Origin of the sequence: Paludisphaera mucosa (genome assembly GCF_029589435.1) — a bacterium.
GTDB classification, from domain to species: Bacteria; Planctomycetota; Planctomycetia; order Isosphaerales; family Isosphaeraceae; genus Paludisphaera; species Paludisphaera mucosa.
Window position 1 is genome coordinate 2,163,510 of sequence record NZ_JARRAG010000002.1, and the last position, 23,203, is coordinate 2,186,712.

A 23,203-nucleotide genomic window follows, 5' to 3' on the forward strand; every position below is an offset into this window, starting at 1 on the left:
CGCGGCCGTCCACGGCTCCGGCGGCGCACCCCGCGCCGCACCGGAGCGGGCTCGATCGGAGAGGTCGTCTAACCGCCGCTGCACGCGATGTCGTCTTCCGGCAGCAGCTTCGACGAGGGCTCCCCCCGCGATCCGGAGGGAGCCCGCGAACCGCAGGAATCAGCCGACGACCTGCATCTTGACCGGGTCCCAGTTGATGAGCTTCGACTCGTACAGGCTGGCGTTGCACAGCAGGGCCGGGGCGGCCGCGCGGTAGCCGAAGACGGCGTCCTCGTAGACCGGGTCGCCCTTGCGGACCGAGGTGAAGAACTTGACGAAATGGTCGTAGCGGGGGTCGTAGCCCGCCGGGGGCTTGAAGGTCTCCGGTCCGCTATAGGCGGTCCGGGCGGAGGCCTTCCTGGGCTCCTTGGCCAGCTTGGCGGCGATCGCCTCCTGCTGGGCCTTTGAGAAGGTCTGGACCGAGTTGTAGCCCTTCAGCTCCTGCTCGGCGGTGGGCCAGGAGATCCCCTTGCGCTCGAGCTTCAGCGAGTCGAGGTCGGTCGAGATGACCCCCTCGTCGCCGATGAACCGGAACGAGGTGGCGTCGCCGCCGCCGTCCTCGAAGTCGCACTGGAGCGAGACGGTGAAGGCGGGGTGGGCCTGGGTGGCCGGGTAGTCGAGCAGGCTGAGGATGGCGTCGTAGACGTCGCGGCCGTCGTCCCAGTACCGGAGCCCGCCCATCGCGGCGACCTTCGTCGGCCCGTGCGAGCCGGTCGCGTGGTGGATCGCGGTGAGCAGGTGGACGAACAGGTCGCCGGCGACGGCCGTGCCGTAGTCCTGGTAGTTCCGCCACCGGAAGAAGCGGGTCGCGTCGAAGGGCCGTTTGGGGGCCTTGCCGAGGAAGCGGTCCCAGTCGACCGTATCCGGTGAGGCGTCGAGCGGGAGGGTGTACTGCCACGCGCCCAGCGAGGAGTTGCGGTTGTACCGGGCCTCGACGACGTTCACCTTGCCGATCGCGCCAGCGGCGATCATGTCGCGGAGCTTGTCGAAGACGATCGAGCTGGCGAACTGGCTGCCGACCTGGAAGACGGCCTTGGTCTCATGCTGGGCGTTGATGACGTCCGGCCCCTCGGCCAGCGTCTGGACCATCGGCTTCTCGCAGTAGACCGGCTTGCCGGCCTTCATCGCCTCGATCGACATCGCCGAGTGCCAGTGGTCGGGGACGCAGAGCAGGACCGCGTCGACATCCTTGCGGTCGAGGATCTCGCGGTAGTCGACGTGGGTGGAGACGTGGTCGCCGTACTTCTCCTTCACGCGCGTCCGGCGGCCCTCGTACAGGTCGGCCGCGGCGACCAGCTCGACGCCGGGCGTCTTCAGGGCGCAGTCGGTGTCGATGAAGCCGATGATCCCCATGCCGATCGTCGCGATCCGCACCTTGTCATTGGGGCCGGGGGCGGCGAGGGCCTCCGCGGCGGCCTCGGTCTCGGCGTTGCGGGACAGGACCGTGACGGCGGTCGTGGCCGCCGTCGACTTCAGGAAACCTCGGCGCGAGTTCGTGTCGCGACGTCGCATCGTCATCCTCCGGTACGTCGATTCTCCGGCGCGTCCGGAGGGGTCTCCGGCCGCCGCCAGGAACAGCTTACCGTCGCACGACGCCCGACGCGACTCCCTGCGCCCGACGGCCGGACTCAGCGGGCGGCGACCGGGGAGTCGTCGAGGATCGCGCGGCCGATCGCCTCGGCGAGGATCTCCAGGCCCTTCTGGTTGTAGTGGCAGCAGTCGTCGATGTAGAGCGACTCGGGGCGGTCGCGGAATACGCCGGTGAGGTCGTGGAATTCCACGCCCCGCTCGCCGAGCGCGCGGCCCTTGCGGACGAGGATCGGATAGCCGCTCTCGACCCCCTTGCGATAGGGGTGGTCGAGCTTGTACGCCAGGCGCTTCTCGGCGGCGTCCATCGGCTTGGAATCGGCCACGTACTGGTTGGGCTGGAGGAAGTGGTAGTAGCGGGCGCCGTTCTGGCGGCAGAGGCCGTGGATCGCCCACGAGCCGTTCGACCAGATCGACGCCAGGTGCTCGAAGAGCGCCTCGCGGTCGGCGAAGTCGCGGGGGGGGCCCGTGGCGACGTAGGGGCCGCCGCGGTCCTTCAGCTCCTGGTGGCCCTTGACGAGGTTGTACGAGTCCCATTCGAGCCGGCGGTCGCGGAGCTTCCAGACGAGGTTGCAGAGGATCGACCAGCGCCAGGGCGACGCCGAGGCCCACCGCGACCAGGCGATCCGCGAGTCCTCCAGGCCGTTCAGCTCGGCCCGCGCCGCGCCGAGGGTCGGGTCGTTCATGCCGACCCGCGCGTGCCAGCTCCGGGGGAAGGCCGGGAAGACGTGGTGGGGCGCGTTCTCCAGCTCATAGAGCGCGACTTCGTTGAAGCCGTCGATGTTCACGACGACGTCGAACTCGGCCCCGAGCGCCGTCAGGTACGCCAGCGTCGCCAACTGCTGCGGCTGCTTGTAGCCGCCGAGCGCCGCGTTGACGAAGACGAACTCCCTGTCCGCGTACTCCGGCGAGGCCTTGAGCGTCTCTTCCAGCCGGTGGACGCCGTTGACCCCGAAGAACGAGGCCACCGAGCCGCCGAAGATCCCGACGATCACCTTGCCGGGCTCGCGCTTCTGGATCGGCGGCTTGTCGTCGACGTAGCCGAAGTCCGAGACCGGCATCGTCCGGCCGTCGTGCTGCCGGACCACGCCGCTGCTCGGGCCCGGCTCCTGGACGTATCCCACGTAAGGGTGGACCTGCGCGAATACCGCGCCGCCGATCCCCTCGGGCCGGTTGGCGCGCTCTCGACGCTCCTCCTGCAAGGCGCTCCAGGAGAAGGGCTTGCCGGTTGCGACCCGGAAGAGGGGCCAGGCGGCCAGCTCGCAGAAGCCCCAGGTCATGCCCAGCAGGATCACCGCGAAGGCGATCCGCTTGCGGCGGTCGAGCCGGCGGCGGCGCGGCGGCGCGGCCTCGGGGCCGTCGCGGCGGGTCCGGTTTCCGGCCTGTCGAACGATCGACGTCTGCGCATCTTCCATGGCTACCGCTCCTCGGGTCGCGTCGACGACGCGGGCGGCACCATAACCGTTAACGCCGCTTCAGGCAACGCGGCTTGGCGGCGAGGGGCGAGTCCTGGACTCGGGCCGGGCCGGCTGTTATACAGGCGTTGAACATCCCCCGCCGCGAGAGGACCGAGCATGGACCCGAACGAGCACGAGCACGAGCCCGCGGAATGGACCCGACGCGCCGCGATGGGCGCGATGGCCGCCGGCGCCCTGGCCGCCTCCGGGCCTCGCGCCGGGGCGTGGCCGGCGCCCGCGACCGAGTCGAAGACTCGGCCCCGGATCGCGGTGATCGCCACCTGCTACTGGAAGACCTCGCACGGCCAGGGGATCACCGACCGCTTCATCGAGGGCTACGGCTGGCAGGGGAGGCACCACCGGCCGGCGCTCGACGTGGTCTCGCTCTACATCGACCAGCGGCCCAAGACCGACGTGGCCGACGACCGGCTGGCCCGCCACCCGGGGCTGAAGCTCTATCCCACGATCGCCGAGGCCCTGACCCGCGGCGGGCCCGCGCTCGACGTCGACGGCGTGGTCATCATCGGCGAGCACGGCGAGTACCTCCGCGACGACCGCGGGCGGACGCACTACCCGCGCTACGAGTTCTTCCAGCAGGTCGTCGACGTCTTCCGCAGGTCGGGCCGGTCGGTCCCGGTCTTCAACGACAAACACCTGTCGTGGAACTGGGCCTGGGCGAAGGAGATGGTCGCCACCGCCCGCGAGCTGAAGTTCCCGTTCCTCGCCGGCTCGTCGCTGCCGGTCACCTGGCGGATCCCCGAGTTCGAGACGCCGACCGACGCGGTCCTCGAAGAGGCGGTCTGCGTCGGGTACGGCGGGGTGGACAGCTACGACTTCCACGGCCTGGAATCGCTCCAGTGCTTCGCCGAGCGGCGTCGCGGCGGCGAGACGGGCGTGAAGGCCGTGGAGATCCTGCGAGGCCCGGACGTGTGGAAGGCCCTCGACCCGGCCGCGGGCGGCTCGGCGCGGACGAGGGCCCTCTTCGACGCCTGTCTATGCCGCAGCTTCCGGCTGACCTCGCCATCGCCGGGCTACGGCAACGCCTTCCCGACGCTCGAACAGGCCGCGGCCGTCGTCCCCGACCCCATCATCTACCGCCTGCACTACAACGACGGCCTGGTCGGCAGCCTGTTCATGATGTCGGGCCTGGTCGCGGACTTCACGGTCGCGATGAAGGTCGAGGGCGACCCGGCGATCCGCTCGACGCAGCTCTACCTCTGCGGGATCTCGCCCAACCAGACCCTCCCCAACTTCTTCAGCCCGCTCGCCAACCACATCGAGGCCATGTTCCTGACCGGCGCGGCCCCCTACCCCGTCGAGCGCACGCTCCTGACCTCGGGCGTCGTCTGCACGGCGGTCGACCTGATGGCCGAGAAGCGGCGCCGGGCCGAGACCCCCGACCTGGCCGCGATCGCCTACCGGGCGCCCCGCGAGTCGCAGTACATGAGGAGCTGAGCCCGACCCATGCGAAGCCGCAAGCCGATCGACGACGCCCCGCCGTCGCAGCCCGCCCCGCGCAAGCGCCTGGCCATCGTCACGACCATCTGGAAGTTCCTCTCGCACGCCCAGCACATGGGCGACCGCTTCCTCGTCGGCTACCCGCTGGACGGGGCCTGGAAGAAGCCGGCGATCGACGTGGTTTCGCTCTACGTCGACCAGAAGCCGGCCGACGACCAGAGCGCCGAGCGGGCCGCCTCGTTCGGGTTCAAGGTCTATCCCACGATCGCCGAGACCCTCCGCTGCGGCGGCGACAAGCTCGCCGTCGACGCCGTCCTGATCATCGGCGAGCACGGCGAGTACCCGCGCAACGAGAAGGGGCAGATCCTCTACCCGCGCTTCGAGTTCTTCCAGCAGGCCGTCCAGGTCTTCGAGGCCGACGGCCGCTCGGTCCCCGTCTTCAACGACAAGCACCTGTCGTACAGCTACCCCAAGGCGAAGGCGATGGTCGACGCCTCGAAGCGCCTGGGCTTCCCGTTCCTGGCCGGGTCGTCGCTGCCGGTGACGTGGCGGCTCCCCTCGGTCGACCTGCCGTACGGCGCGGTCGTCGAGGACGCCCTGATGGTCGGCGTCGGCGGCTCGGACCCCATGGACTACCACGCGCTCGAGGCCATGCAGAGCGTCCTGGAGCGTCGCAAGGGGGGCGAGACGGGCGTCCGGCGCGTCCAGATGATCGAGGGCGACGCGGTCTGGAAGGCCGCCGACGCCGGCCGCTGGTCGCGCGAGCTGCTGGGCGCGGCGCTCTCGCGGTCGGACTCGCTCCAGGGCCTCTCCGTCCTGGACGGCCGCACCCAGGCCCTCGCCGAGGGGGCCGAGATCGCCCGGATCGCCGTCGACCCGGCTGCGTACTTCATCGACTACGTCGACGGCACCCGCGCCACGCTCCTGATGCTCAACGGCGTGCTGGCCGACTACAACCTCGCCGTGCGGGTGCAGGGCCGGCCCGACCCGCTCTCGATGCAGTTCCTGCTCCCCCCCAACCCGAACGTCGCCTACTCGGCGCAGCTCATGGACAAGGTCGTCCGGATGATCGAGACCGGCCGCGCCGCGTATCCGGTCGAACGGACCATGCTCGTCTGCGGCATGCTCGACCGCTGCCTGGACTCCCGGCTGAACCACCACGAGCCGCTCGACACGCCCGAGCTGGCCGTCCGCTACGAATCGCCGCGGGAGTACCAGTTCGCCCGGACCTGATCGAGGGCGGACGACGTCCTCGCCCTCGTCCGAAGTTGGGTTCCCTATTGGGTCCGCTCGCGGCGAACGACCAAGGAATCCGATCGACGTAACCGGAATCCTGGAATCGATTTAGCCATCTTTTTCGGGCTCCGGGGATCGGCTTCGTTGGCCTTATTTTTTTTCTCTTTTTCGACTCGGCGACGCAGGCCTAAGGGCGACTCGACCGAGGACGCGCGTACGTCCTCATAAAATAAGGATGGGCCAGGATCGACCATTGGAACGGACGGCGTCCCAATTCTCCGGCCTCCCGACTTCCGGGAACGACGCATGAGCCCCCTGCCGATCCTGCTGCTGACCGCCTTGCTCGCGGCCGACGGACCTGACGCCCTCCCCCGCGCCGGCGGCTACGTGGGCTGCTGGTACTCGATCGGCGCGACGAAGAACGCGTATCGCTACAAGTACAGCGGCGGTCTGGCGACGTACCCGCAGCAGCAGTCGCCGATCGCCGTCTACGACGCGCCTTCGAACCGCACGTTCTTCGTCTACGGCGGGGCCGACCCGGCGCGGAAGTCGATCCTGCACATGGTCTCGTATTACGACCACGCCACGGGGACCGTCCCCAGGCCGGCGATCCTGCTGGACAAGAAGACCAACGACGCCCACGACAACCCCTGTCTGGCGATCGACGACGAGGGCTTCCTCTGGGTCTTCTCCAACGCCCACGGCACGGCGCGGCCGTCCTTCATTCACCGCAGCGTCGCGCCCCGGTCGATCGACGCGTTCGAGAAGGTCGCCGAGACCAACTTCTCGTACGGTCATCCCCGGTTTGTCCCCGGCCGCGGATTCCTGTTCCTGCATACGAAATACAAGGCCGGCCGCGGGCTCCGGTTCGCCGCGAGTCCCGACGGCCGCACCTGGCCCGAACCCTCTCCCCTGGCCCACATCGACCAGGGAGACTACCAGGTGACCGGGGCGCGCGGGCAGACCGTCGCCACCGTCTTCGAATTCCATCCCAGCCCTCTCGGCCTCGACGCCCGGACGAACCTGTATTTCCTCGCCACCGACGACTTCGGCGCGACCTGGAAGCGGGCCGACGGCCGCACCGTCGCGCTGCCGCTCGTCGAGCCGGACAACCCGGCCTTGATTCACGACTACCGGTCGGAGGGGAAGCTCGTCTACTTGAAGGACCTGAACTTCGACGCCGAGGTCCGCCCGGTCGTCCTCTACCTCACGAGCCGCGGCCACATGCCCGGGCCCGAGCAGGGACCGCACGAGTGGCGCACGTCGCGCTGGGACGGCCAGGCCTGGGTCGACCGACCGTTCACGATGTCCGACCACAATTACGACCACGGCTCGCTGTACATCGAGGCCGACGGCCTCTGGCGCGTCATCGCCCCGACGGAGCCCGGCGCGCAGCCGTTCGGGACGGGCGGCGACATGGTGATGTGGACGAGCGCCGATCAGGGGGCGTCGTGGACCCGCGTCAAGCAGCTCACATCTGACAGGGCCCGCAACCACACCTACGCCCGCCGCCCCATCGCGGCGCACCCGGACTTCTACGCGATCTGGGCCGACGGCGACGCCCGCGCGAAGTCCGAATCGAGCCTTTATTTCACCGATCGCCTCGGGACGGCGGTCCGCCGGCTGCCGGTCGCGATGACGGCCGACGTCCACGTCCCCGAGGTCGTCGAGTGATCAGGCGGGCTTGCGGCCCGGCTGCGTCAGGTAGTAGATCGGCACCCCGACGAGCAGGCTGGCCAGCGAGACCGACGAGACCACCGGCGAGCTGACGAAGGCCGCGACGAGCAGCATGCCCGTCAGCGCGAGGTAGACGGCCGGCGTCACCGGATATCCCGGCGTGCGGAAGGGCCGCGGCAGGTCGGGCTGCTTGACCCTCAGGACGAAGATCGAACTCATCGCCAGCAGCGAGAACATCGAGAGCCCGACGCTGGCGTAGATGAACAGGTTCTCGAACGAACCCGACCACAGGAGCGTGAGCGTCGCGACGATCTGGAAGAGGGTCGCCACGCCCGGCGTCTCCACTCCGGGGAGCAATTTGGCGGCGGCCTTCGGGAACTGGCCGGCCTTCGCCATCGCGTAGATGACGCGCGGGCCGAGCAGCATGTAGACGCTCAGCGACGAGAGCATCATCAGCCCGATCGCCACGCTCAGCGGGTCCGACCACTTCGAGCCGAAGAGCCGTCGCGCCGCAAGCTCGGCGATGGGGGCGACGGCGCCGAGGCCGTCCTTGTTGGCGGGGTCGGAGACGATCGCCTGCACGTCCTTCGCCGACAGGGCCAGGCCGTACACGACGTTCACCGCGAGGTAGAGGACGGTGACGATCGCCGTGCCGATCAGGATCGCCCTCGGCAGCACGCGCTGGGGGTCGCGGATCTCGCCCGCCAGGTACGAGGCCCCGTTCCACCCGGTGTACGCGTAATAGATGAAGACGAGCGAGAAGAGCATCGTCTTGGCGAGGTCGAGGTCGATCGGCTTGCGATCCTGGAGGTTCGCGTAGTTGGGCCAGCCGACGGCCAGGCCGCCGACGATGAGGACCACCAGCACGGCCACCTTCAGCCCTGTGATCCAGCCCTGGACGAGCGAGGTCCGCCGCCTCCCGGAGACGTGGATCGCGGCGAAGAGCAGGATCGCCAGCGTCGCCAGCCCGCGCTCGGCGAGCATCGCGTTCTGGCCGGTGAGCCGCAACGGGGCCAGGACGTACTTGGCCGCCCCGTAGGCCGCCGAGGCGCTCGGGCCCGAGAACCCCATCAGGAACGAGACCCAGCCGGACATGAACGCCGCCAGCGGGCCGTAGGCTTCGAACAGGAAGACATAGTCGCCGCCCGTCTTCGGCAGGGCCGCCGACAGCTCGGCGAGGGTCAGCGCCCCGCAGATCGCGATCAGGGCCCCGAGGACCCACAGGGCCAGCATGAGCTGGTTGCTCCCCACGAGGGCCATCGTGAAGCCCGAGGTCGTCAGCACCCCCGTCCCGACCATGCTCGCCACGACGACGAAAACCGCCATCCAGAGGCCGAACTCGGCGGGCATCTTGGGTGCGACGTCGTCAAAATCGGCAAGATCGTCGCGGCCGGCGGGCGGGTCGGGTGGAGACATCGAGATTCCCGTACTCTTCACGTAAAAGTTCGCCCACCCGGATGTATTCTTATTACAGGAGCCCAAAGCGGCCCAGTGAACACTTGAACCCTATGGTGGGGATGGCGTAGAATCGGGGTGGCGAGGGACACGCCATCGGCGTCATGAACGACGAACCGCGGCACCAACTAGGAGACGTTCGATGAGCGAACTCGGTGCGTTGCAGCGACCGTCCAGCCCTTCCCGACGTCGGGGCGTGCAGCGTCGACTGGACATGACGGCCGAAACGGGCCTCACTGTAGCAACTCCGGCGGGCCCCGCGGAGGGGGTTTCGGGCGTGCGATATCGCCGGCCCCGCAAGCCGGCGCCCGCCCCCGCGATCGAGAAGCCCGACCGCCGGCCGCCGCCGCCGGTCTTCCACCCGCTGGCGTACCGCAGCGTCGTCGCGGCCTGGTCGCTCGACGCCCGCGAGCGCTGGGGACGGCGGTCGAACGAGCTGGAAGACGGCGGCCTGGCCTGGCGCGACGCCGAGACCCAGGCCTTCGTCGAGGTCTGGAACCAGCTCCGTCACGCCGGCGGCTTCGCCGATCCCGACCGGGCCTCTTGAGCGGCCCGGCCGATTCGGTCACGGCCGGGCGGCTGGCGGCTCGACGGGTTTGGTGAAGCGCGCGAAGAAATTCTCCTCGAGGGCGGGTTTCGGCCCGTCCGGGTCGAGCTTGAAGCCGGCGGCCTCGATCTCCTTGAGGAACTCGGCCTGGCCCGCGCGGACGTGCTTGAGCACGAACTCGGCGCTCTTGCCCTGAACGCGGTCGAACTCGACGAGGATGAGCGTCCCGCCGGGGCGGAGCGCCCGGCGGATCGACGCCAGCATCTTCTCGTGGTCCTCGAAGTGGTGGTAGACGTCGCTCAGGAACGCCAGGTCGACGGAGTCGGCCTCCAGGTTCGTCGTGTCCTGCGCCCCCAGGACGGTTTTGACCTGCTTCAGGCCCTTCCTGGCCGACGTCTCGTCGATGTGCTTGAGGAAGTCACGGGAGACGTCGACGGCGTAGACCCGGCCGTTCGTCCCCACCTTCTCGGCCATCAGACGGGTGAAGAGTCCCGACCCGGCTCCGACGTCGGCCACGGCCATCCCGGGCTTGAGTCGGAGGGCGGCGACGATGGCGTCGCGCTGGTTGAACACCTCGCGGTCGTGCGACTCGAACCGCTCGATGAAGCCCTTCACGTTCCCCTTCTTCTGGAACGGCTCGTTGATCTTGGGGTCGACCTTCCCCTTGGAGGCCTCCTGCCCCTGCGCCGCCAGGCCCACCAGCGCGGCCGTCGCCGCGGCCGCGACGCTGATCTTTCCTCGGTTCCAGTCCATGCGCATCCTCGCGGTTGAAGTCGGCTCGACCGTCCTCCGGCTCGACTTCCACTGAATACCACGCGCTAGATCTGATACAAGGGGTGACCCGACGCGCCCGGCCGTCGCCGCTTCGCCCGCGGGAGGCCGGCCGTCCCTCACGACCTCGTCGATCGACCCATGCCGAACGAGCCCGCGCCGCGTCCCCTGATTCTGGATCTCGCCGCGCTGGGCCGACCGCCCGACGAGGGGGACGTGCACGTCTACCGCGTCGACCTGTCGGCCGGTCCCGAGGGCGACGCCTTCCGCGAGATGGCGGAATGGACGCTGCTGACGCCCGAGGAGCGGGGGCGGGCCGAGAGGCTCGTGCGGGCCCGCGACGGCCGCCGCTTCGTGCGCTGCCGCGGCGCGCTGCGGACGATTTTGGGCGCCCTGCTCGGCCGGCCTCCGGTCCTGGTGGCGTTCCGGGCCGGCCCGGGCGGCAAGCCCGTGCTGCGGCCCGACGACGAGGCGGGCCCTCCGCTGCAATTCAACGTCAGCCATTCCGGGGAGCTGGCGCTGATCGCGGTGTCGCGGTCGCGCGAGCTGGGGGTCGACGTCGAGGAGACGCGGCCGATCGAGCAGGCCGGGCGGATCGTGGAATCGTACTTCACGGCCTCGGAGGTCGCCGAATTCCTGAGGTTCGCCGAGGAGGACCGCGCGGCGGCCTTCATCCGCGGCTGGACCCGGAAGGAGGCCGTCGTGAAGGCCCAGGGCGTGGGACTCGCCGGGCTGGCGACCGAGTTCGAGACCCTGTTCGGCCCCGCGACGCCCGGCGAGGCCTTCCGGCCCTGTTCGCCGCTGGCCGAGGTCAAGGGCTGGAGGCTCTGGGAGGCCTCGCCGCGGCCGGGATACGTCGCCGCCCTGGCGGTCGCGGGGGGCTGACGGCGGTTTCGAGTTTCGGGGATTGTCGCGTTGCCCGCCCGGGGTCGCCGGCTCTAAGATGGGGGCCTCGACTCGGCGATCTTCCCTTCTTCGAGCCGACGGTGGCGAGCGCTGCGCATGAGCTTGTTCGGCTTCGCGTTGAGCGTCCTGGTGGCGTACGGGGTGATCCGGTTCCTGGCCCGGGCGATCGCCTGGGCGTCGGGCTCGCGCTACCGCGCCTTCCGCCGCCTGGCGTCGCGGTTCGGGGGCCGTTACGAGACTCGCGGCCTCTCCGATTCCCCGATCGTCAGCTTCCCGCAGGGGGAAGACGTGGTCCGGGTCGGCCTCGCCCCGGCGTCGGCCCGCAGGGCGGGGGTGATCAGCACCCGCGTGGTCGTCCGCTTCCGGAACGGCATCCCCTTCCGGCTCGACCTGGCGGCGTTCGATTCCCCGCTGATCCGGATGGCCGCGAAGGGGACGCAGCCCGTCCGGCTGGGCGACCGCGAATTCGACGGGGCCTTCGCCGTGCGGGCCAACGACCCGGACATGGCCCGCGACTTTCTGGGCCCCCAGTCGCGCCGGTCGCTCCAGGGCCTCCAGCGGCTGGCGCCGCCCGGGGGGCTGTCGCTGGCGATCAGCCCCGAACGCATGCTCGTCCAGATCGACCGCAACCTGAGCGAGGACGACGACGCCCTGTTCGCGGCCGTCGCGGAGACCCTGACGATCTACCGCATGCTCCGCGAGGGCGTGCGCCGCCGGATCAGCGAGGGCGTCACCCTGATCGAGGGGGACGGCCGGGCCGACGAGGCCGAGGGCCCGCCCGTCTGCAAGGTCTGCGGCGAGCTCGTCGCCGACGGCGTCCCGGTCGTCGTCTGCGCCAAGTGCGGGGCGCCCCACCATCGCGACTGCTGGGAATTCGTCGGCTGGTGTTCCATCTACGGCTGCGGCGGTAAGATCGGACGTCCGCCCGCGGCGCCCGCGCTGCGGTCGTCCGCCTCGCCGCCGCCGCGTCCGTGAAAGATCCCAGACCGAACGACCTCATTCCGCGTACATATTCCTAGTCGCCTCGACCCGACCCGACGTCGCGCGCTCGTGCTTCGACGACGACGGGACGGGGAAGCCGCCGCGATCGATCGTCGAGTTTCCGAAGGGCCCGCTCGCATGCCGAAGTTCGTGAAGATGGCCGTCTGCGGGGAACTCCCCGCGGGAGCCGCCAAGGAGGTCGAATACGAGGGCCGCGTCTACGCCCTGTTCAACGTCGACGGCCGGATCTCCGCGGTCGACGGCATCTGCCCGCATCAGGGGGGGCCGCTGGTGGACGGGCCGCTGGAGGGGTGCATGGTGGCCTGCCCGTGGCATGGTTGGGAGTTCGACGTCCAGACCGGCAAGACGCCGCTGGGGCCCAAGATCAAGCTCTCCGTCTTCGAGGTCAAGGTCGAAGGCGACGACGTCCTGGTGCTCGTCCCTTGACCTCCGCGCGAACTCTCGGGCCCTCGCGCTCAGCGCCGCGACGGGCCCGATTCCCCGACGCTCTGGACCCTCGCGACGACGGCCGGTGATCCACTTTCGACCTTTTCGCAACTCCGATCCCCCCGCCCTGGTGCAGCTCTGGAACCTCGCGGTCCCCGAGTCGGCGTCGGCCCGCCCGCTCCGCGTCCACGAGCTGGACGACCACGCCTTCAACCCGGTGATCTTCGACCGCGAGGGCCTGATCGTCGCCGAGCGCGACGGCCGCCCGGTCGGTTTCGCCCACGCCGGTTTCGGCCCCGACGAGGCCGCCCCCGACCGGCCCTTCCAGCTCGATACCGAGATGGGCGTCATCGCGATGCTGGCCGTCGGGCCGGCGGACGACCGGCCCGAGATCACCGAGGGGCTGATCGTCGAGGCCGAACGTTACCTGCGCCGCAAGGGCGCCAAGGTGCTCTACGGCGGCGGGCGGCTCCCCCTGAACCCCTTCTACTGGGGGCTCTACGCCGGCAGCGAGGCGTCGGGCGTGCCGTCGAGCCATTCCCAGTTCTCGGCGACCCTCTCGACGCTGGGCTACGAGCCCATCAGCACGGCGGTCCACCTGCACTTCGACCTCGGCCGTCCCGACCCCCGCGACCCCCGCGCGGCCGTCCTGCGCCGCCAGTTCGACGTCGCGTTCGAGGAGGACCCCCTGCCGTCGACCTGGTGGGAGAACGCGGCCCTGGGCGCCTTCCACCCCATGCGGGCCGAGCTTCGGTCTCGCGGCGACGAGGCGGTCGTCGCCCGCGCCTGGACCTGGGACATGAGCTGGTTCGGCCGCGAGGAGGGCCGGGCCCGGCTGGGCGTCTTCGGCGTCGAGGTCGAGCCCGAGCATCGTCGCAAGGGCTACGCCCGGTACCTGCTGGGCGAGGTGCTCCGCGACGCCCGCGAGCGCGGATTCCAGACGGTCGAGGTCCAGACGCTGACCGAGAACGAGCCGGCGCTCGCCCTGTACGAGGCCCTCGAATTCGAGCCCGTCGAGCAGTCCACCCTCTTCCGCCTCCCCGCCCCCTTCCCCGACCGCTCGCGGCCCTGACCGCCGGCCGGTTGTCACGAACCGGCGGAGAGGACGTTCGATGTCGATCGCCGAGGCGAGCAGGCTGGTCTCGTTCGGGCTGGTGGTCCTGATCTGGATCGTGCAGCTCGTCGTCTATCCGGGCTTCGACCCGATCGCCCCCGAGCGGCTCGTCTCCTGGCACGCCCGCTACACCCGCGCGATCACCTGGATCGTGGGGCCGCTGATGCTCTCCCAGGTCGCCCTCCTGGGCTGGCTCCTGCACGACCGCCCGAGCCCGCGGCTGGGACTCGCCGCCGCCGCGGTGGCCGTCGCCTGGCTCGCCACGGCCTTCCTCGCCGTCCCGGCCCACGACGCACTCCAGGCCGACGGCCACGACGCCGACGTGATCCGGCGACTCGTCGCGACGAACTGGATCCGGACGGTCGCCTGGACGCTGGCCTTCCTGCTCCAGATCGGGGCGTGAGCCGAGCCGCGTCGTTCACCGGGAAGGCGCGGCCCGGTCCTTCGCCAGCAGGGGATCGACGGCGGCCTCGGCGAGTCGCGTGGCGGCGGCTTCGAGTTTCGCGGCGGCCTCGGCGACGGGGGTGGGGCCGGGGTCGTCCTGGGCGAGCATCACGACGTAGACGAGGGGCGGGCCGTCGGGCCGTTCGTACCAGCCGGTGGCGACGCGCGTGATGGGCGTCGAGTCGAGCGCGCCGTCCTTGAATCGGCGGCGGCCCCGGGCCGGGTCGTCGGAGACCGAGACAACCATCCGGCAGGCCTCGACGGCGGCGGCGTCGAGGCCCGGGACCTCGCGCGCGGCGAGCCGGCCGAGGACGGCGGCGAGGGCCTCGGCGCTGGACTCGTTGTCGCCCCGGGCCTTGCGGTCGGTCAGCATGTACCGCCGCACCATGATCGGGGCGAAGGCCGGGTCGCGGGCGTGGATCAGGCGGGTCGTCTCGTCCGGGCCGCCGAGGAGGGCGATCGCCACGTTGGAGGCCGCGTTGTAGACGTGGTTGGAGGCGGCCTCCGAGCCCAGCATCACGCGGCCGATCCGTCGCACGCTCGCGCCGGCCAGGCCGGCCCGGATCTCGCGGCGCGGGCCCGGCTCGAAGTGGGCGACGGCCGGGTGGTCGTCCTTCAGGATCGCGTCCAGGCCCGGCGGCGGGACGTCGAGCGCCTTCGGGAACTTCGCGAACAGCTCGATCATGATCGCCGTCTTGATCGAGCTGGCGGTCGGCAGGGCCGCCTCCGCGTTCTTCCTGATGGCCGTCGCCTCGCCTTCGGCTTTCTGTGGACCGGTGACGACGATCCCCACGCGGACGCCGGGGCCGATCGCCTCCATCATCTGGTCGAGGCTCTTCGGGGGCTGCGGGTCGTCGCCGCGAACGGTCGGGACCGCGGCCGTCGCAAACAGCAAGGCGGCGAGGCCCGCTTTCCATGACGTCTGGGACACCGATCGACTCCCTGGGTCCGGTCGCCATGCGACCACTTGGCGTTTCCTCATCGGACTCGCCATCATCGAACACGGCTGACGCCCACGCAACCCCGGCGCTCGGAGCTTGTCCATGCCCTCGAACACGTCGCTCGGTCCGATCATCCTGCTCGTCGGCCTCGGCCTGGTGGCGCTGGGGCTGGTCGTCTGGTCGGGGGCGCTCTCATGGTTCGGGCGATTGCCTGGCGACATCCGGGTCGAGCGGCCCGGGGTGAGCGTCTTCGCGCCGATCACGTCGATGATCGTGGTCTCGGTCGTCCTGTCGGCAATGGTCGGGCTGTTTCGCTGGTTCGGGCGGCCCTGAGGGTTTCTGGCTCGATTCGCGCGGCGGAACTTGAGGAAATCGTTATAATCCAAAAAATCGGCCGACTCGTCGTTGCGCGTGATGGAACGGCCGAGGAGGAGGCCCGACCGGATCGCGGCCGCGAACGTCGGCCGGTCCGTCGCCATGGATTCGAGAGGGAGATCCCTTGATGCGCAGGATAGTCCTTGCCAGCCTCGTCGTCGCCGCGGCGGCCCTCGGATGGAACCTCGCCGCCGGCCGGGCCGCCGCCCAGGGCGCCCCCGCCCAGGGCAAGGCCGCCGCCCCGGCCCCGCTGCCGATCGCCAATCCCGCCGAGGAGGTCGCGTCGGTCGCCTACAACGGGGCGACCGAGAAGGTGACGAAGGGCGAGGTCTTCAACATCATCACGCGGTATCCGATCCCGCCCACCGAGGACCGCGAGCAGGTCTACCGCGACGCCGTCGACACCCTGGTCAACACGAAGCTGGTCACCCAGTTCCTCAACCGCCAGCGGATCGTCATCAAGCCCGAGCAGGTGCAGGAGGAGATCGGCAAGCTCGAACAGGGCCTCAAGGCCGAGGGCAAGGACCTGGCCACCTCGCTGCTGGAGAACGGCTTCTCGCTCGACGAGATCAAGAAGGAGATCGAGGACCGCCTGCGCTGGATCGAGTACGTGAAGGCCAAGGCGACCGACGCCGAGCTGAAGAAGTTCCTCGCCGAGCACAAGGACCTGTTCAGCGGCACCAAGGTCCGGGCCAGCCACATCCTGCTGAAGACCGAGGCCAGCGCCTCGGAGGCCGACAAGGCCAAGGTCAAGCAGCAGTTGGTCGCGGTCAAGAAGCTGATCGACGACGGCAAGATGACCTTCGCCCAGGCCGCCAACAAGTACTCGCAGGACCCCGCCAACGAGGGCGGCGCCGGCGGCGACCTGGACTTCTTCAACCTGAACAGCGGGTTCATCCCCGAGTTCACCGACGTCGCCTTCAAGCTCAAGAAGGGGTCGATCTCCGAGCCCGTCGAGACCCCCTACGGCTACCACCTCATCCAGGTCACCGACCGTCAGGAAGGCAAGCTGCCCGACTTCGAGCAGAACAAGCCCTACATCACCTCGGCCTACGCCGCCGAGCTGCAGAAGAACCTGCTGATGGAGGCCCGCAAGGCGGCCAAGATCGACGTCAAGCCGCTCCCCAAGGACCTCTTCCCCAACCTGCCCGCCCAGGCCCCCGCCACGGCCCCCGCGCCGGCCGCGACCCCGGCCCAGAAGGCCGCGACCCCGGCCCAGAAGGCCGCGCCGAAGGCCAAGTGACCTCGACGTGACGAAGCCGGCCCGCCCCCTCGGACAGGGGGGGCGGGCTCCCCTCCTCTCGACTTCCTTCCCAACAGGCCCGGGCCCGTCCTCTCCCCATCCCGCGGGGCACGATCGGTAGGCTTCCATGGGCCGGATCGAATTGATCCTCACCTCCAGGGCCTGCGGGACTCCCATGGAGTCGCACGAGGCCGTCGAACTCCTGCCCGGCCTCGGCATCGCCGGCGATCGCTACGCGACGGGCCGGGGCTTCTACAGCGGCGTCGCCGAGTGGGACGCCCACGTCACGCTGATCCGGCGCGAGCCGTTCGACGCCGTCGCCGCCGAGCATGGGGCGATCCTCGACCCGGTCGACCTGCGCCGAAACCTCGTCACGGCCGGCGTCGACCTGCACTCGCTCGTCGGCCGTCGCTTCCGCGTCGGCGACCGCGCGATCCTCCTCGCGAGGAAGGTCTGGCCTCCCTGCCAGCACATCGTGAGATCGTCCGGGAGGCCCGAAATCTACCGCCTCCTGGGACGTGCGTGCGGGATCGGCGCCAGCGTGATCGAAGGGGGCGTCGTCAGGCTCGGCGACCTCCTCACCCCCGAAGATTGAGCCCGTCCGCCGCGCGGCGGCCGGGGGCTCAGCCCAGGTCGGAGAGGTCGAGCCGTCCCTCGCGATGGAGGGCGGCGAACCGCTCGTAGGTCTCGGCGATGCCCTGCCGCAGGGACGTGCGGGGGATCGGTCCGAGCGCGGCCTGGAGCCGGGAGTCGTCCAGGCTGGGCGCGATGGGGAGCTGCCGGTCGCCGTGGCCGACGAGCGGGCCGGCGGCCGGGACGACCTGCACAAGGGTCTCGACGAACGCCTCGATCGGCTCGACGGCCCCCCGCAGGTTGAACGACTCGGCCCCCTCGAACGGGGCCTCGAGCGCCCGCACGAACGTGCCGGCGACGTCGCCGACGTACTGCAGGTCCTGATAGCCGCCGTAGCTGATCTGGTAGGGCCGGCCCACGGCGACCGACTTGATCGCCTTGGTCGGCTCGCTCGTCATGCCGAAATCGCGGCCCACCCCGTAGACCGTCCAGGGCCGCAGGCCGACGCTCACGACGCCCCGGTCCAGCCAGTAGACCCGCGCGTTCAGCTCGTTGCACACCTTGTACGCGCCGTAGTGCGTCAGCGGGGCCAGGCGGATGCGATCGGCCAGGGGGCCCTTGGAACCCTCTTCGGGCGGGCCGTGGACCGCGGCCGAGCTGGCGTACACGACCCGCGCGACCTGCTCGCGGAGGTCGGCCGCCGCCTCGAACACGGCCAGGGTGCCGATCACGTTGACCAGCGCCCCCTTGATCGGGTTGGCGCGGCAGGTCGGGGCTTGCAGGCCGGCCAGGTGGAGGATGTGCGTCGCGCCGGTCTCCTCGACCGCCTTGCGGACCGCCGCGGGGTCGGACACGTCGCCGGCCAGGAACCGGACGGCCGTCCGGGCCTCGGGGCTCAGGATGAGGTCGATCCGGTGCGTATCCTCGACGAGGTCGAAGATCGACACTTCGTGGCCGGCCTTGATCAGCCGTTTGACGGCCCAGGAACCGATGCAGCCGTAACCCCCGGTCATCAACACCCTCACCGGCTCTCTCCTGTTTCGGCGACGATCCGGCGAGGGCCCGCGGCGGGCCGATATCCCCGGACTTCCTGATTCTCGACCCGCCGACGCGGGCGCGGTCGACCTTGTTATCCGTCCCCGGGGGCCGGCTCGCAAGCCTCCGAGGCGCGATCGACGGCCGAATTCGCGCTTCCCGAGCCGTAAGGGCGAGGCGGACGACCCGGTCGGGACGTCGGTCCCGGTCGCAAAAATTCGGCGAACAACTCCCGCCGGCGACCTTGACAGGTGGACGGCGGCGACGTAATCGTTTAGTTTGCCTTGTGACGACCCGTTGGACGGCCGCGGGGGCCGGATCCGGGGTCGTTCGGGGGCGACGGCGAGCCGCTCGACCGAGCGGGCCCGCGTCCGCCCCTCTCGCCACGAGGCGATACCTGTCATCCGTCCCCGAGGAGGACGTCATCGGACCGATCGAGAGAGGACTCAGGGTCAACGAGCAGATCCGCATCTCCCCCGTGCGGGTCATCAACGCCGAAGGCGGCATGCTCGGCGTCATGCCGACCAACAAGGCGCTCGAGGCCGCACGCGAATCGGGGATGGACCTGGTCGAGGTGGCCCCCAACGAGCGGCCGCCGGTGTGCAAGATCATCGACTACGGCAAGTTCAAGTACACCCAGAAGAAGCGCCTGACGAAGCAGAAGCAGCACCAGGTCCAGATCAAGGAAATCCGCGTCCGCCCCAAGACCGGCGACCACGACATCGAGGTCAAGGTCAAGCGCGCCCGCGAGTTCCTGGAAGCCAAGGACAAGGTGCTCGTCAACGTGCTCTTCCGGGGCCGCGAGCTGGCGCACATCGATGAGGGCCGTCGCGTGATGGACGAGGTCCTGCAGGCCCTCGAAGAGGTGGGGAAGCTGGAGAAGACGCCGTCGATGGAAGGCCGTAGGATGACCGCCATCCTGGCCCCTCGGGCGTAACCCCGGACCTCCGCCCCCCGCCCGACCGGCGTTGATTTCGTGCGCAGGCGGGGCGGGCCCGGCTGGACGAGGGCGGGGCCCGTTTGCTACGATGGGCCGCTTGCCCGCTTTCGGCCCCCGATCGGCGTCCCCCCGGGTGGGCCGAGACCCCATGTCGGTCCCGCGTCGATGCATCTCGACGCGGGCCGGCCCGACTCCGCGACGGCGAGGCGCCCCCGGCGGCGACCGGCCCGCGGCCGAATCATACTGGACTGGAACAGGACGGTAGTGCAATGCCCAAGATGAAGACCCACAAGGGGATGAAGAAGCGGTTCAAGGTGTCGGCCACCGGCAAGGTGTCGCACAAGCGGTGCGGGTCGTCGCACTTGAACAGCCACAAGAGCGGCAAGAAGATCCGCCGGCTTCGCAAGAAGTGCTACCTGGGGGTCTCGGCCGAGTCGCGCCGCGTCCGCAACGCCCTCCGGGTCCGGATGTCGACCAACCCCCTGGCCGTCGAGGCCGCCAAGCTCGCGGCGCTCGCCGAAGAGAAGGCCCTCGAGGCCGAAGCGGCCGCCCCCGTCGCCGAGTGACCACCGAAGCCGACCGCTCCCGAGCGGATTTCCGAGTCCTTTAGCTCTACGGGCGCCGGTCGCCGTCGCGCCCCCAGCGAGATTTTGAATCATGCGTGCAAGAAAAGGCGCGGCCCGCCGTCAGGCCAAGAACCGGCTCTTCAAGGCCGTCAAGGGATTCGTCGGCGGCCGCGGGCGGCTGCTGAAGTCGGCCAAGGAGACCCTCCTCCGCGCCGGCATGTTCTCGTTCCGGGACCGCCGGGCCAAGAAGCGCGACTTCCGCCGCCTCTGGATCGTCCGGCTGAGCGCCGCCGCCGAGATGCGCGGGCTCAAGTACAGCCGCCTGATCCACGGCCTGAAGCTGGCCAAGATCGGCCTCGACCGCAAGAGCCTCTCCGAGATCGCCATCTTCGACTCCGAGACCTTCGACGCCATCGTCGCCAAGGCCCGCGTCGAACTGGACCGGGTCGACGCCGAGCTGAAGGCCCGTCAGAAGCCGAAGGTCAAGACCGCCTGAGCCGGATCGAGCCGCGATGACCCCCACCGGATCGCTGGAACCCGCCCTCCTGGAGCTGGACGAGCTTCAGGACCGGGCGGTACGCGCCTTCGCCTCGGCCGGGTCGCCGGACGACGTCGAGGCCGCGCGCGTCGAATACCTCGGCCAGAAGCAGGGCCGGCTGAAGTCGGCGCAGGAGCGGCTCAAGACGCTCCCGAACGAGGCCAAGAAGGCCTACGGCCAGCGGTTCAACGGCGTCAAGCAGGCCCTCGAGGCCGCGCTCGACGCCGCCCGCTCGCGCGTCGAGCGCCGCGCCGTCGCCGACGACGCGATCGACGTCACCCTGCCCGGCACGGCCCCCCGGCTGGGGCATCGCCACCCGCTGGCGCAGACCGCCGACGAGCTGATCGACATCTTCGGCCGGTTCGGCTTCGCCGTCGCCCGCGGCCCTGAGGTCGAGGACGTCCGCCACAACTTCGACGCCCTCAACATCCCCCCGGTGCACCCGGCCCGCGACCCCCTGGACAACTTCTACCTGTCCGAAGGGACGATGCTGCGGAGCCAGACCAGCACGATCCAGATCCGGGTCATGGAGTCGCAGCCGCCGCCGGTCCGCGTGATCGCCATCGGCCGGGTCTACCGGCCCGACACCGTCGACGCGACCCACTCGTTCATGTTCCACCAGGTCGAGGGCCTGATGGTCGACGAGGGGGTGACGATGGGCGACCTCAAGACGGTCCTCCGCCTCTTCGCCAGGAGCTACCTGGGCGAGGACGTGCAGATCCGCTTCCGGCCCTCGTTCTTCCCGTTCACGGAACCGAGCGTCGAGGTCGATATGCTCTGGCACGGCGGCCGCCGATGGGTTGAAATGGGTGGGGCGGGGATGGTCGACCCGAACGTCTTCAAGGCCGTCGGCTACGACCCCGAGCGGGTGACCGGCTTCGCGTTCGGCCTGGGCATCGAACGGCTCTGCATGCGGCGTCACGGCATCGACGACATCCGGCTTCTCTACCAGAACGACGTCCGCTTCCTCGACCAGTTCTAGGGCCCGACCGCCCCGATCCCCCGAGTCCCGTCGCATCGCACACCGAACGAACGAGCAAGGGGCCTCTCTCATGAACGACGTCAAGGACACCGTGATCGTGACCGCGGGGGCGACGGCGCACGGCGTCTGCGTGCACCATCACGACTTCCCCGAGGTCCGCGCCGAGGGCCAGTCCACCAAGGAGGCCGCGGCGCTCCTGGGGAACCGGCTGGCGGCGGCCATGGACACCGCGCTCACCGATTGGCGGCGGCAGTCGCTCACCAAGGCGATCACCGACGTCAGCGAATACTGCAAGCGGGAAGGCTGAGCGCACCCGCCATGACGACCGAGGACGCCGTCCCCGCGAAGCCCTCCAAGCCCCGCCGGGCGCCGGCCCTCGTGCGGGACCTCGGCGCCCTCGACGCCGCCATGCTCGTCATGGGGGCGATGATCGGCTCGGGCGTGTTCATCACGTCGGCCGAGTCCTCCCGCCTGGTCGGCGCGCCGGGCTGGCTCATGGCCGCCTGGGCGCTCGCCGGCCTGATGACCGTCGCCGGCGCGATCTCCGCCGCCGAACTGGCCGCGATGATGCCCAAGGCGGGCGGCCAGTACTACTTCCTCCGCACGGCCTACGGGCCGCTGGTCGGCTTCCTGTTCGGCTGGTCGATGTTCCTCGTCGTCCAGACGGGGACCATCGCGGCCGTCGCCGTGGCGTTCGCGAAATTCCTGGGCGTGTTCGTCCCGGCGATCTCGGCCGAGAACGCCCTGCCGGCGGTCGGGCTGGGCGGCTACGCCCTGCGGGTCTCCACCCAGCAGCTCGTCGCCGTCGCCGTGATCGTCGCGCTGACGGTCGCCAACACGCGGGGCCTGAAGCTCGGCTCGCTCATCCAGAACACGTTCACCTTCGCCAAGACCGCGGCGCTCATCGGCCTGATCCTGGCCGGAATCCTGCTGGGGCGGAGCGAGCAGGCCGCGGCCTGGACCTCCTCGTGGTGGGACCCCTGGGCCAACGGCTGGACCCCCAACTCCCACTACGCGCCCGCCCTGCCCTTCGACGGCTACGGGGCCGTGCTGCTGTTGCTCGGCCTGGCGATGGTCGGCCCCCTGTTCTCGTCGTCGGCCTGGAACAACGTCACGTTCGTGAGCGAGGAGGCCCGCGACCCGGGCCGGACGCTCCCCCGGGCGATGTTCTGGGGGACGGCCGTGGTCATCTCCCTCTACCTGCTGGCCAACGTCGCCTATCTCGTCTCGCTCCCGCTGGCGTCGATCCAGGACGCCCCCCAGGAGCGCGTGGGGACGGCCGCGATGGAGGCGGCGGTCGGCCCGAGCGGGCGCTACCTGATGGCCGGGGCGATCCTGATCTCGACGTTCGGCTGCGTGAACGGCCTGATCCTGGCCGGCGCCCGGGTCTTCTACGCGATGGCCCGCGACCGCCTCTTCTTCCAGGCCGCGGCGAAGACCAACGCCCACCACGCGCCGGCCGTGGCGCTCTACTCCCAGGGGATCTGGGCCTGCCTGCTGACGCTCCCCGCGACGGTCACGGTCCACAAGGAGACCGGCGTCCCGAAGTACGGGAACCTCTACAGCGAGCTGCTGGAGTACATCATCCCGGTCGACCTGCTCTTCTGCATCGTGATGGTGGCGGCGGTGATCGTGCTGCGGCGGAAGGCCCCGTTCCTGAACCGGCCCTACAAGACGTTCGCGTATCCCGTGCCGCCGGCCGTTTACATCGTCCTGGCGACGCTGCTGGTGGTCGACTTCCTGTACCTGAAGCCCATGACCTCGGGCGTCGGCTTCCTGATCGTGCTGGCGGGGTTGCCGGTCTACTATTGGTGGGACCGGGCCCGACCCGACGCCACGACGGCCAGGTCCTCGAAGCCCACGCCGAGCCCCGAGCCCGCGAGCGAATAGC

The 23,203-nt window shown here is 70.2% G+C and carries 24 protein-coding genes; 18 read left to right on the plus strand and 6 right to left on the minus strand.

Features of this window, described 5'->3' with window-relative positions:
- Window positions 1-159: 159 nt before the first annotated feature.
- Together PZE19_RS17985 and PZE19_RS17990 are read right to left on the minus strand one after the other, a co-directional pair.
- Window positions 160-1,551 (minus strand): Gfo/Idh/MocA family protein, encoded by a 1,392-nt coding sequence (locus tag PZE19_RS17985; RefSeq protein ID WP_277862013.1) that lies wholly within the window; start codon window positions 1,549-1,551, stop codon window positions 160-162.
- Between the two features lie 116 nt (window positions 1,552-1,667).
- Entirely contained in the window at window positions 1,668-3,041 is a 1,374-nt protein-coding gene (locus tag PZE19_RS17990) for a hypothetical protein (protein WP_277862014.1), read from the minus strand.
- 159 nt (window positions 3,042-3,200) lie between these two features.
- On the opposite strand from PZE19_RS17990, the gene PZE19_RS17995 reads away from it, so the two are divergent.
- The 3 genes from PZE19_RS17995 to PZE19_RS18005 all read left to right on the plus strand — a co-directional run bounded on the left by PZE19_RS17995 (window position 3,201) and on the right by PZE19_RS18005 (window position 7,451).
- The gene (locus PZE19_RS17995) at window positions 3,201-4,538 is read left to right on the plus strand and encodes a hypothetical protein (RefSeq protein ID WP_277862015.1); all 1,338 of its coding nucleotides are present in this window, start codon (window positions 3,201-3,203) and stop codon (window positions 4,536-4,538) included.
- Window positions 4,539-4,547: 9 nt separating this feature from the next.
- Window positions 4,548-5,774, plus strand: a complete 1,227-nt coding sequence (locus PZE19_RS18000) for a hypothetical protein (protein WP_277862016.1) — start codon at window positions 4,548-4,550, stop codon at window positions 5,772-5,774.
- A gap of 309 nt (window positions 5,775-6,083) precedes the next feature.
- Window positions 6,084-7,451, plus strand: coding sequence for a BNR-4 repeat-containing protein (locus PZE19_RS18005; protein ID WP_277862017.1), 1,368 nt, complete (start codon window positions 6,084-6,086; stop codon window positions 7,449-7,451).
- On the opposite strand, the gene PZE19_RS18010 is transcribed toward PZE19_RS18005, so the two are convergent.
- On the minus strand, window positions 7,452-8,870 hold the full coding sequence (locus PZE19_RS18010) for an APC family permease (RefSeq protein WP_277862018.1): 1,419 nt from the start codon (window positions 8,868-8,870) through the stop codon (window positions 7,452-7,454).
- A gap of 316 nt (window positions 8,871-9,186) precedes the next feature.
- On the opposite strand from PZE19_RS18010, the gene PZE19_RS18015 reads away from it, so the two are divergent.
- Entirely contained in the window at window positions 9,187-9,456 is a 270-nt protein-coding gene (locus PZE19_RS18015) for a hypothetical protein (RefSeq protein WP_277862019.1), read from the plus strand.
- Window positions 9,457-9,474: 18 nt separating this feature from the next.
- Here PZE19_RS18015 and PZE19_RS18020 read toward each other — a convergent pair whose 3' ends face one another.
- A complete protein-coding gene (locus PZE19_RS18020; RefSeq protein WP_277862020.1) occupies window positions 9,475-10,209 on the minus strand; it encodes a class I SAM-dependent methyltransferase in 735 nt (244 codons plus the stop codon).
- A gap of 159 nt (window positions 10,210-10,368) precedes the next feature.
- Between PZE19_RS18020 and PZE19_RS18025 the strand changes: the two genes are divergently transcribed.
- The 5 genes from PZE19_RS18025 to PZE19_RS18045 all read left to right on the plus strand — a co-directional run bounded on the left by PZE19_RS18025 (window position 10,369) and on the right by PZE19_RS18045 (window position 14,078).
- Window positions 10,369-11,112, plus strand: coding sequence for a 4'-phosphopantetheinyl transferase family protein (locus PZE19_RS18025; protein ID WP_277862021.1), 744 nt, complete (start codon window positions 10,369-10,371; stop codon window positions 11,110-11,112).
- A 117-nt stretch (window positions 11,113-11,229) separates the two neighbouring features.
- Window positions 11,230-12,108 (plus strand): RING finger protein, encoded by an 879-nt coding sequence (locus PZE19_RS18030; protein WP_277862022.1) that lies wholly within the window; start codon window positions 11,230-11,232, stop codon window positions 12,106-12,108.
- A 144-nt stretch (window positions 12,109-12,252) separates the two neighbouring features.
- Window positions 12,253-12,561, plus strand: a complete 309-nt coding sequence (locus PZE19_RS18035; RefSeq protein ID WP_277862023.1) for a Rieske (2Fe-2S) protein — start codon at window positions 12,253-12,255, stop codon at window positions 12,559-12,561.
- A gap of 85 nt (window positions 12,562-12,646) precedes the next feature.
- Window positions 12,647-13,633, plus strand: a complete 987-nt coding sequence (locus tag PZE19_RS18040; RefSeq protein ID WP_277862024.1) for a GNAT family N-acetyltransferase — start codon at window positions 12,647-12,649, stop codon at window positions 13,631-13,633.
- Window positions 13,634-13,673: 40 nt separating this feature from the next.
- Window positions 13,674-14,078 (plus strand): DUF1772 domain-containing protein, encoded by a 405-nt coding sequence (locus PZE19_RS18045; RefSeq protein WP_277862025.1) that lies wholly within the window; start codon window positions 13,674-13,676, stop codon window positions 14,076-14,078.
- Window positions 14,079-14,093: 15 nt separating this feature from the next.
- On the opposite strand, the gene PZE19_RS18050 is transcribed toward PZE19_RS18045, so the two are convergent.
- A complete protein-coding gene (locus PZE19_RS18050) occupies window positions 14,094-15,050 on the minus strand; it encodes a serine hydrolase (RefSeq protein ID WP_277862026.1) in 957 nt (318 codons plus the stop codon).
- A 112-nt stretch (window positions 15,051-15,162) separates the two neighbouring features.
- On the opposite strand from PZE19_RS18050, the gene PZE19_RS18055 reads away from it, so the two are divergent.
- From PZE19_RS18055 to PZE19_RS18065, 3 genes are all read left to right on the plus strand, one after another.
- Window positions 15,163-15,393: a DUF2905 domain-containing protein gene (locus tag PZE19_RS18055; RefSeq protein WP_277862027.1), complete on the plus strand. Its 231-nt coding sequence runs from the start codon at window positions 15,163-15,165 to the stop codon at window positions 15,391-15,393.
- Window positions 15,394-15,562: 169 nt separating this feature from the next.
- Complete coding sequence (locus tag PZE19_RS18060; RefSeq protein WP_277862028.1) at window positions 15,563-16,678, plus strand: peptidylprolyl isomerase; 1,116 nt, start codon at window positions 15,563-15,565, stop codon at window positions 16,676-16,678.
- Window positions 16,679-16,805: 127 nt separating this feature from the next.
- Window positions 16,806-17,273, plus strand: a complete 468-nt coding sequence (locus PZE19_RS18065; protein WP_277862029.1) for an MOSC domain-containing protein — start codon at window positions 16,806-16,808, stop codon at window positions 17,271-17,273.
- Window positions 17,274-17,301: 28 nt separating this feature from the next.
- Here PZE19_RS18065 and PZE19_RS18070 read toward each other — a convergent pair whose 3' ends face one another.
- Complete coding sequence (locus PZE19_RS18070) at window positions 17,302-18,276, minus strand: NAD-dependent epimerase/dehydratase family protein (protein ID WP_277862030.1); 975 nt, start codon at window positions 18,274-18,276, stop codon at window positions 17,302-17,304.
- A 515-nt stretch (window positions 18,277-18,791) separates the two neighbouring features.
- On the opposite strand from PZE19_RS18070, the gene infC reads away from it, so the two are divergent.
- The 6 genes from infC to PZE19_RS18100 all read left to right on the plus strand — a co-directional run bounded on the left by infC (window position 18,792) and on the right by PZE19_RS18100 (window position 23,202).
- The gene (gene infC / locus PZE19_RS18075; RefSeq protein ID WP_438269995.1) at window positions 18,792-19,223 is read left to right on the plus strand and encodes a translation initiation factor IF-3; all 432 of its coding nucleotides are present in this window, start codon (window positions 18,792-18,794) and stop codon (window positions 19,221-19,223) included.
- Between the two features lie 272 nt (window positions 19,224-19,495).
- The gene (gene rpmI / locus PZE19_RS33350; protein WP_277862031.1) at window positions 19,496-19,792 is read left to right on the plus strand and encodes a 50S ribosomal protein L35; all 297 of its coding nucleotides are present in this window, start codon (window positions 19,496-19,498) and stop codon (window positions 19,790-19,792) included.
- A gap of 91 nt (window positions 19,793-19,883) precedes the next feature.
- Complete coding sequence (rplT, locus tag PZE19_RS18085) at window positions 19,884-20,288, plus strand: 50S ribosomal protein L20 (protein ID WP_277862032.1); 405 nt, start codon at window positions 19,884-19,886, stop codon at window positions 20,286-20,288.
- A gap of 16 nt (window positions 20,289-20,304) precedes the next feature.
- Window positions 20,305-21,312 carry a phenylalanine--tRNA ligase subunit alpha gene (pheS, locus tag PZE19_RS18090; RefSeq protein ID WP_277862033.1) on the plus strand — a complete coding sequence of 336 codons (1,008 nt, stop codon included), beginning with the start codon at window positions 20,305-20,307 and terminating at the stop codon, window positions 21,310-21,312.
- A gap of 70 nt (window positions 21,313-21,382) precedes the next feature.
- Entirely contained in the window at window positions 21,383-21,619 is a 237-nt protein-coding gene (locus PZE19_RS18095; protein ID WP_277862034.1) for a hypothetical protein, read from the plus strand.
- 11 nt (window positions 21,620-21,630) lie between these two features.
- Window positions 21,631-23,202: an APC family permease gene (locus PZE19_RS18100; RefSeq protein WP_277862035.1), complete on the plus strand. Its 1,572-nt coding sequence runs from the start codon at window positions 21,631-21,633 to the stop codon at window positions 23,200-23,202.
- The last annotated feature ends 1 nt before the right edge of the window (window position 23,203 follow it).

Coding starts and splice junctions, on each gene's coding strand:
- pheS (WP_277862033.1), top strand. CDS start 20,305: ATGACCCCCACCGGATCGCTGGAACCCGCCCTCCTGGAGCTGGACGAG.
- PZE19_RS18035 (WP_277862023.1), top strand. CDS start 12,253: ATGCCGAAGTTCGTGAAGATGGCCGTCTGCGGGGAACTCCCCGCGGGA.
- PZE19_RS18030 (WP_277862022.1), top strand. CDS start 11,230: ATGAGCTTGTTCGGCTTCGCGTTGAGCGTCCTGGTGGCGTACGGGGTG.
- PZE19_RS18060 (WP_277862028.1), top strand. CDS start 15,563: ATGCGCAGGATAGTCCTTGCCAGCCTCGTCGTCGCCGCGGCGGCCCTC.
- PZE19_RS18095 (WP_277862034.1), top strand. CDS start 21,383: ATGAACGACGTCAAGGACACCGTGATCGTGACCGCGGGGGCGACGGCG.
- PZE19_RS17995 (WP_277862015.1), top strand. CDS start 3,201: ATGGACCCGAACGAGCACGAGCACGAGCCCGCGGAATGGACCCGACGC.
- PZE19_RS18045 (WP_277862025.1), top strand. CDS start 13,674: ATGTCGATCGCCGAGGCGAGCAGGCTGGTCTCGTTCGGGCTGGTGGTC.
- PZE19_RS18010 (WP_277862018.1), bottom strand. CDS start 8,870: ATGTCTCCACCCGACCCGCCCGCCGGCCGCGACGATCTTGCCGATTTT.
- PZE19_RS18065 (WP_277862029.1), top strand. CDS start 16,806: ATGGGCCGGATCGAATTGATCCTCACCTCCAGGGCCTGCGGGACTCCC.
- PZE19_RS18100 (WP_277862035.1), top strand. CDS start 21,631: ATGACGACCGAGGACGCCGTCCCCGCGAAGCCCTCCAAGCCCCGCCGG.
- PZE19_RS18005 (WP_277862017.1), top strand. CDS start 6,084: ATGAGCCCCCTGCCGATCCTGCTGCTGACCGCCTTGCTCGCGGCCGAC.
- rplT (WP_277862032.1), top strand. CDS start 19,884: ATGCGTGCAAGAAAAGGCGCGGCCCGCCGTCAGGCCAAGAACCGGCTC.
- PZE19_RS17985 (WP_277862013.1), bottom strand. CDS start 1,551: ATGCGACGTCGCGACACGAACTCGCGCCGAGGTTTCCTGAAGTCGACG.
- rpmI (WP_277862031.1), top strand. CDS start 19,496: ATGCCCAAGATGAAGACCCACAAGGGGATGAAGAAGCGGTTCAAGGTG.
- infC (WP_438269995.1), top strand. CDS start 18,792: ATGCTCGGCGTCATGCCGACCAACAAGGCGCTCGAGGCCGCACGCGAA.
- PZE19_RS18025 (WP_277862021.1), top strand. CDS start 10,369: ATGCCGAACGAGCCCGCGCCGCGTCCCCTGATTCTGGATCTCGCCGCG.
- PZE19_RS18055 (WP_277862027.1), top strand. CDS start 15,163: ATGCCCTCGAACACGTCGCTCGGTCCGATCATCCTGCTCGTCGGCCTC.
- PZE19_RS17990 (WP_277862014.1), bottom strand. CDS start 3,041: ATGGAAGATGCGCAGACGTCGATCGTTCGACAGGCCGGAAACCGGACC.
- PZE19_RS18020 (WP_277862020.1), bottom strand. CDS start 10,209: ATGGACTGGAACCGAGGAAAGATCAGCGTCGCGGCCGCGGCGACGGCC.
- PZE19_RS18000 (WP_277862016.1), top strand. CDS start 4,548: ATGCGAAGCCGCAAGCCGATCGACGACGCCCCGCCGTCGCAGCCCGCC.